Source organism: Pedobacter sp. 05L430, from assembly GCF_056397585.1.
In genome coordinates, this window is the sequence record NZ_JBFTNT010000293.1 from 1 (window position 1) to 6291 (window position 6291).

A 6291-nucleotide genomic window follows, 5' to 3' on the forward strand; every position below is an offset into this window, starting at 1 on the left:
GCAAAGCAGCAAGGATCGCCGTTACAGTTTTCTCCTCCTCTTTAACCGTGTCGGTAGAAGGATCAGCAGGCGGGTTCAATAAAAACAAACGTTCCCCGGTATCAAACACCTTCCGCAATTTATCCACCTCCAGCACATTGACCACCGCCACCTGCRCTCCTTTATCCTCCCATTCTTTTTTCTTTTTCTCATCATGAGAAACAATCGTCACTTTTTCTCCCCGTTCCAACAGCCTGGCAGCCAAAACAGATCCGATATTTCCGGTACCTCCTAAAATGATATGCATAAATCTCGTTTTTAAATGAACACTCTCGAAAAAACAAAGCATCCCATTAGAAGGTTTATATTTAAGATAGGCAAAAAGAAAAAATGACCATGGCCAAACCGAAAACCTCCATAGCAGCCATCTACGATAAGGTTGCCAAAAAATATGCCGTTCAGTTCAAAGATGAGTTGCAAGAAAAGCCACTGGACAGATTACTGCTGGAAGCCTTTGCCAAAGACAACAAAAGAAAAGGCACCCTGATCGATCTGGGATGTGGGCCGGGACAAACCACCAGGTTTCTAAAAGACGCCGGGCAAACCGAAATTACCGGGCTAGACCTCAGCCCGGAAATGATCAGCCAGGCCAAAAAACTGCACCCGGACATCGACTTCCAAACCGGAGACCTGCTGACCCTCACTCTACCCGAAAACACCTACGGATCCGCCATCGCGTTTTATGCCATCGTCCATTTCTATCCGGATCAGCTGCCACAGGTATTCACACAAGTCCATAAAATCCTCAAACCAAAGGCTCAATTTCTCCTGTCCTTCCATTGCGGGGATAAGTTCATTCACCTGGACGAATGGTTCGATGAAAAAGTAGACATCGACTTCTATATGTTTGACCCGGACCAGGTCATCCAAAGCCTGAAAGATGCCGGATTTGAAATCAAAGATGCGCTCGTGCGTTATCCCTATCCGAGTGAACACCAGACCCAAAGGGCTTATATCAAATGCGTGAAAAGCCGAAAATAACAAGAAAAAATACTATGAAAATCATTCCCCCTCCTACTGACCAGCAGCTACTCAAAGAGGAACCGCCCCTAGCCAGACTCATACCCGATCACGATCTGTTCCATCATCTGCAAGAAAACATCAAAAAAACCTTTGCCCAGCTACAATATTTAACCGAAGCGCAGCTTCTTTTCCGCTATGCACCCGGCAAATACAGCATCAAGGAAACCCTGCTGCACATGACCGATATGGAACGCATATACAGCTACCGGATCCTACGCACCGCAAGAAATGATCAGACTCCGATGGAAGGATTCGACGCAGAAGTCTATGTAAAGACATCCGGCGCCGACAGCAGAAACATCAAAGACCTGCTGGACGAATTCGCCAGCCAGAGAAAAGCCACCATAAGCCTACTCCAAAGCATGCCCGAGAAAAGTTTAACCTATACCGGATTACTTTATGGAATCCCAGTCACCATCAGCGCCMTGGCCTACCATATTGCAGGCCATGAACTTCATCACCTGGAGATCATACGTACCCGCTACCTGAATAACCATCGTTAATTAGAAAAAGATATACTTATGAAATCCCTGACACTGCTCAACCCCGCCCAACTCGGCCAAACGATAACCGAAGATTACAGCAACCTGCCAATCAGTCTGGTAAACGACCATGTGGTGCGGCTAAGCATCATGACCCAGCCCTATTACTGGCACTTTCATCCTAATTCGGATGAAAGTTTCCTTGGGGTAGAAGGAATATTGGTTATAGAACTGGAAGACCAGATAATTGAACTCTATCCCGGTCAGCTTTTTACCATACCCAGGAACACCCTTCACCAAACACGTCCGAAAGCAGAGCGATCTGTCAATCTCACCTTCGAGCACCAGGACATGGAAACAGTCAAAAAAGAATCTGATCCCAAAAGCGATAATTCTTGAATTACCTCAGGGATAAAATTTGAGCAGGATTCTGCACCAAAACAAAAAATTACCCGTAATATGCAGCAACCTGGCATACCAACCCCTGCCCGTTAAAAGTCATCACCTCTRCTGTTTTTTTACCTGAACCAGTATTCAGGTAGTATAAAGTCAGTCCATCGGTACCGACTAAAACATCCAGTAGCTCAAAATGCAGGTCTGGCATTTTCTCCAGTGCACGGATCCAGTAAGCCCTGACAGCTTCCTTTCCCGAAACGACACCATCCTGCAGATCCAACAGACGGGCTGCCACCGGAGATTTAATGACAAAATCCGCTGAGTAATGACTTAACACCCTTTCCAGGTCATGCGCGTTAAAAGCACTGATCCATTCCTRCGCAAATTCCAGCGCGAATTCTTCTGTTATTTTCATAAAGTATAGTTTAAAAAACCTGCATAATTTAAAAAATTAAACCAGTCCTTAATAGAAAGTTTGTTAGGTCGGTTACTCCTGCCTTTTAGTATAGGTATCACAGTCCACTTTTGGTTCGAAATTTCCTCGATGTTTTTGTAGTGATTGAAGTGACCACAAAAACCTTCTCTGGAATTAGCCCGTTATGGGCGAACGCATTTTCCATTGAAAGGTAGCTTGGTCCAAGTATGTGGTTGGCGAGCAGTGCGCTTTCAGGTCGTCCAGAACCTAGGTACCTACCTGCAGTATAAAGTCTTTTTTGGCCGGTTCGATCAGACCGTCTGCTTAAAAAAACAATATCTTATCATTTGGTCGTTTATAGTCTTTCAAAAGACCTACCAGGAGCTGATGAGTCAGCGCTGGTTAGATAGTGCGCTTAACGCTGCTTGAATATCCATTGTAAAATATCAATAAGATAAACGATTTAATTTCGTTTATCCTCTTTTATTTTAACAAACCTATCGAATGGTGAAAGTCTAATGTCATAAAGCAATATTTCTATATAAATTACCCGCCCACATGCGCCTTTGTTGGGAATCACCATTATTGTCATCTTACTATTGATCTCGCAGAGGAATGGGATCATAATAAAAAAATTAAAGCAATAATAGTTTATCCTGACATAAGTTCGGAAATCCTGAAATTTGTTGCAGGCCCGGAACAACATTGGTCATTCTTCGCAAAATCACGTGTACAAAGARGATCGTTAATTACCATGTAATTTGACAAATAAAAACTTACTTTACAGGCATGAACGAGCTCAGGAATGGTTATTACGAATTTGACATAGATATTTACCAGGAATGGAAAAGAACAGGCTATCACTATGTGGCTATCATTACCATTAATGCAGACATGTATGAGTACTTGGACGAATCAGCATTTGAAATTATCCCACATGCCAACAGACCAGAAATGGTTGAACAGGTATACGCAATGGACTCGGAGTATCTTTTATCTTGTGCCAATCAAAAGCTTCTGGCAACAACCTTCATCGTACATAAGCGTTACTTATGATTTTTCAATATCTGGTTGTGAAGTCTGTTACTTTAAAACTATTTACGATTGGTTACAGTCCCAGGCAATCAAATGCCTAAATTATACAAGTGCTACACGGGAAGCCTAATTTGGCTACACAACATAAATGACATTAGGCCAGGGAAGCGGCTGGAAGTGTCAATCCGGCTTTTACAGAATATTTTTTCAGCTTTTAATAAAGACAGCAACAACGGAATCATTCCAAAACCAGTCAGCGTAACTCCAGGAAGATTTAATTAATTTTCATGGATTGCCTTAAATTACAAAATTACGAATTGAAACAGGTTTACCTGTACCTTTCCGGTTGCCTGATTACATTTCTTACTATATACATTAAATCCTTAACAATATCTCTGAATCTGGTAGATGTCCCATTGTGTTCGAAGGTATGATAGAGTTCTTTGACAGGGTCATAAATGGTAAACAGATGTCGATTCTTTTTAGGTTGATAATAAGCCTCATATCCGTCAAAGGGCTGATAGGCTACTAGATGAGTGGGTTTAGCCTTTGATCTTTTAATGAATTTAAAATTGTGCGTATCCATAATATAAACATGAATTGACTATACCTAATTTACTAAATCCCTGCGAAATTAGCGATCAAACCCAAACAAATGTGCTGACCCCGAGTTTTAACGGCTAATCTTTCAAAGTCGGTCCATGCACCATTAACCTACCATCTTTGGCAACCTCCATTTTGTCAATGAATACCAGTCTTTGATGTCCTGTGGCCTCAGTACGCCCATGATACACGCAAAGCATCTGCTTGCCGTCAGGCGTATAGGTTATGCTGTTGTGCCCGGTTCCGCTTACCTTTCCACTTCTCTGTAAAACAGGATTGTTATCCGCCTTTTTAAATGGCCCTAAAGGACTTTTTGAGGTAGCATAACCTATGGCATAATTCTGCCCGTCAAAGTTATTTGCCGAGTACATCATGTAATAAATTTTATCTTTTTTAAAGATGTAAGAGCCTTCGGTCCATCTTCGGTTTACTTCCTTTGCAGTTACCGAACGGCTTTCCCACTCCTCTTTGATGCTGCCCATTTTAACTGGTGGACGCAGCAGCAGCACAGGCGCCCCTATGGTGCCCGAAAAATCCGTTTTCAGCTCTACCCCATACACCCAGCTTTCTTCCACCTCATTATACCATCCCCTTTTTTTCGCCCACTGCGCGACCTCACTAGCCACCGGGTGCTTATAGCAGCATCTGGAATAGTATAAATAGATTTTACCATTTTCAACCAGCAAATTGGCATCGATAATCGGGTACCCCGGATCAAAGATGGGGCGGTCATTCAGGTCGATAAAAGGGCCGGTCGGTTTATCTGAAACGGCTACTCCGATCTTGAAATTTTCTTTTTCCTGATTGGGATTTTGCTTCCACTGGGCGCTATATAACATATAATACTTACCACCTTTCTTGTACACCTCAGGCGCCCAAAAGGAATGTATGCCCCAGCCATTGGGATTATCGTGATGATAAACCTGTCCTTCAAATTTCCATTCTTTTAAATTACTCGATGAATAGGCGCCAAATCCGTTTTTTACGTCGCCTCCGGTGCCGTACATATAGTATTTCCCCTGGTCATACATTACATAAGGATCTCCAAAAGGAATGGGCAAAGGGTTTGCGATAAACTGCGCTTTTGCACCGCCAACAGCCATCAGCAGAGATAACAGGCCAATCCAGATCTTTCTCATCATCTTATTTAAGTTAAATTCGGAAATTTAATATGGGGATATTTTCCCGGATTTTCATCCCTGATCGCATTTTATTGTAATCAGCTTGTCTGATTTGAGACTGATACATTTACTATTGTGGCGAATAACCTCACCAAGCACATTTTTTAGTATCTTCAAAGTTTGCCTGACTTTTATAACCATTTATTAAGATCAACCAACAGAAATAATATGGCAGGAATCGTCAGAACGCTCCTAACACTATTTTTTTACTGGCAGCTTTACATTCCCAGGCACAAGATCCGACTATAGAAAAACGGACACAAAAGCAATTTGAAGGGCTTTGGGAAAATAAAAAAAATACCAGACGCCTGAAAATATCATTCCGACAGGGTTATGCAATGATTACCGACTGGACAGACAGAATCCAAAAGCCGGAAAGCGGCGACATTTATAAAGCATTCTTAAAGAACGGGAAACTCATCATGCCCGAAGAAACCGATCACCGTGCACCATACAGCGAAATCATCTTTAAGAACAACAGACTGATTTACCTCACCAAATCTATACTCCCCCAAACCTGGAACAAAGAAATTTTCACAAGATAACATCAAAGCAGCGGCATCGAAGGTAAAAAACCCACCCTAAACTTGCTGTACTGATCACTAATCAGTGGACCTGGCTTTACGCACACACCAGGTAGTCATACTTCTCAGGTTCTGAACATTGGTAGTTTTTATGGGTTCGTGAAGCTCCCCACCAATTTGGCTGGTCAATCTAAGCAGCATCTGCTGATTGACCAGGAAGCGTTCCGATCCGTCGGGAAGAATATACCTCCCATTACCGATGAACCTGACCAATGATTCGATGCCAATTTCTGAGGCCAGCCGACAGAAAAAATACCCGCCGGGTTTAAGCACCCTCCACATTGACCTGAGCATACGATCAAACTGACCCTGGTTTTCTGCAAAATGTAATACGGCGCTGCTGATGACCAGATCAAAGGTTTCACTTTCGAAGGGTAGCTCTTCTACCGATGCCACCAAAAAGTGTTCATCCGGGTTGACCTGCGGAAATGAGCCAGTAATACTTCTTAGCTGCGCGATCGCATCCGGGTTCCGATCGACACCAAAAACCACTGCACCTGTACTTAAGGCATAAAAGATGTTTCTACCTGTTC

Annotated in this window: 10 protein-coding genes; 5 read left to right on the plus strand and 5 right to left on the minus strand. The window is 42.8% G+C overall.

The genetic code is table 11. From position 1 onward, the window contains the following. On the minus strand, window positions 1-286 hold a 286-nt coding region (locus tag AC1DG9_RS22805), incomplete at its 3' end, for an NAD-dependent epimerase/dehydratase family protein (RefSeq protein WP_477635295.1). An 89-nt stretch (window positions 287-375) separates the two neighbouring features. On the opposite strand from AC1DG9_RS22805, the gene AC1DG9_RS22810 reads away from it, so the two are divergent. The 3 genes from AC1DG9_RS22810 to AC1DG9_RS22820 are packed head-to-tail and all read left to right on the plus strand — an operon-like array spanning window position 376 to window position 1943. Continuing rightward, complete coding sequence (locus AC1DG9_RS22810) at window positions 376-1020, plus strand: class I SAM-dependent DNA methyltransferase (RefSeq protein ID WP_288880033.1); 645 nt, start codon at window positions 376-378, stop codon at window positions 1018-1020. Between the two features lie 14 nt (window positions 1021-1034). Continuing rightward, complete coding sequence (locus AC1DG9_RS22815; protein ID WP_477635296.1) at window positions 1035-1565, plus strand: DinB family protein; 531 nt, start codon at window positions 1035-1037, stop codon at window positions 1563-1565. An 18-nt stretch (window positions 1566-1583) separates the two neighbouring features. Then, entirely contained in the window at window positions 1584-1943 is a 360-nt protein-coding gene (locus tag AC1DG9_RS22820; RefSeq protein ID WP_172663400.1) for a cupin domain-containing protein, read from the plus strand. 49 nt (window positions 1944-1992) lie between these two features. On the opposite strand, the gene AC1DG9_RS22825 is transcribed toward AC1DG9_RS22820, so the two are convergent. Further along, on the minus strand, window positions 1993-2355 hold the full coding sequence (locus AC1DG9_RS22825) for a nuclear transport factor 2 family protein (protein ID WP_477635297.1): 363 nt from the start codon (window positions 2353-2355) through the stop codon (window positions 1993-1995). Between the two features lie 789 nt (window positions 2356-3144). Here AC1DG9_RS22825 and AC1DG9_RS22830 point away from each other — a divergent pair. After that, window positions 3145-3411 carry a hypothetical protein gene (locus AC1DG9_RS22830; RefSeq protein ID WP_172663402.1) on the plus strand — a complete coding sequence of 89 codons (267 nt, stop codon included), beginning with the start codon at window positions 3145-3147 and terminating at the stop codon, window positions 3409-3411. Window positions 3412-3718: 307 nt separating this feature from the next. On the opposite strand, the gene AC1DG9_RS22835 is transcribed toward AC1DG9_RS22830, so the two are convergent. Both AC1DG9_RS22835 and AC1DG9_RS22840 read right to left on the minus strand, forming a co-directional pair. Then, window positions 3719-3976, minus strand: coding sequence for a hypothetical protein (locus tag AC1DG9_RS22835; protein WP_172663403.1), 258 nt, complete (start codon window positions 3974-3976; stop codon window positions 3719-3721). A gap of 94 nt (window positions 3977-4070) precedes the next feature. Then, the gene (locus AC1DG9_RS22840; RefSeq protein WP_288880045.1) at window positions 4071-5135 is read right to left on the minus strand and encodes a glycoside hydrolase family 43 protein; all 1065 of its coding nucleotides are present in this window, start codon (window positions 5133-5135) and stop codon (window positions 4071-4073) included. Between the two features lie 377 nt (window positions 5136-5512). Here AC1DG9_RS22840 and AC1DG9_RS22845 point away from each other — a divergent pair, with 377 nt between their 5' ends. Beyond that, window positions 5513-5719, plus strand: coding sequence for a hypothetical protein (locus tag AC1DG9_RS22845; RefSeq protein ID WP_337714929.1), 207 nt, complete (start codon window positions 5513-5515; stop codon window positions 5717-5719). 57 nt (window positions 5720-5776) lie between these two features. Here AC1DG9_RS22845 and AC1DG9_RS22850 read toward each other — a convergent pair. Next, window positions 5777-6291: class I SAM-dependent methyltransferase (locus tag AC1DG9_RS22850; protein ID WP_477635298.1), on the minus strand; the 515-nt coding region annotated here is incomplete at its 5' end.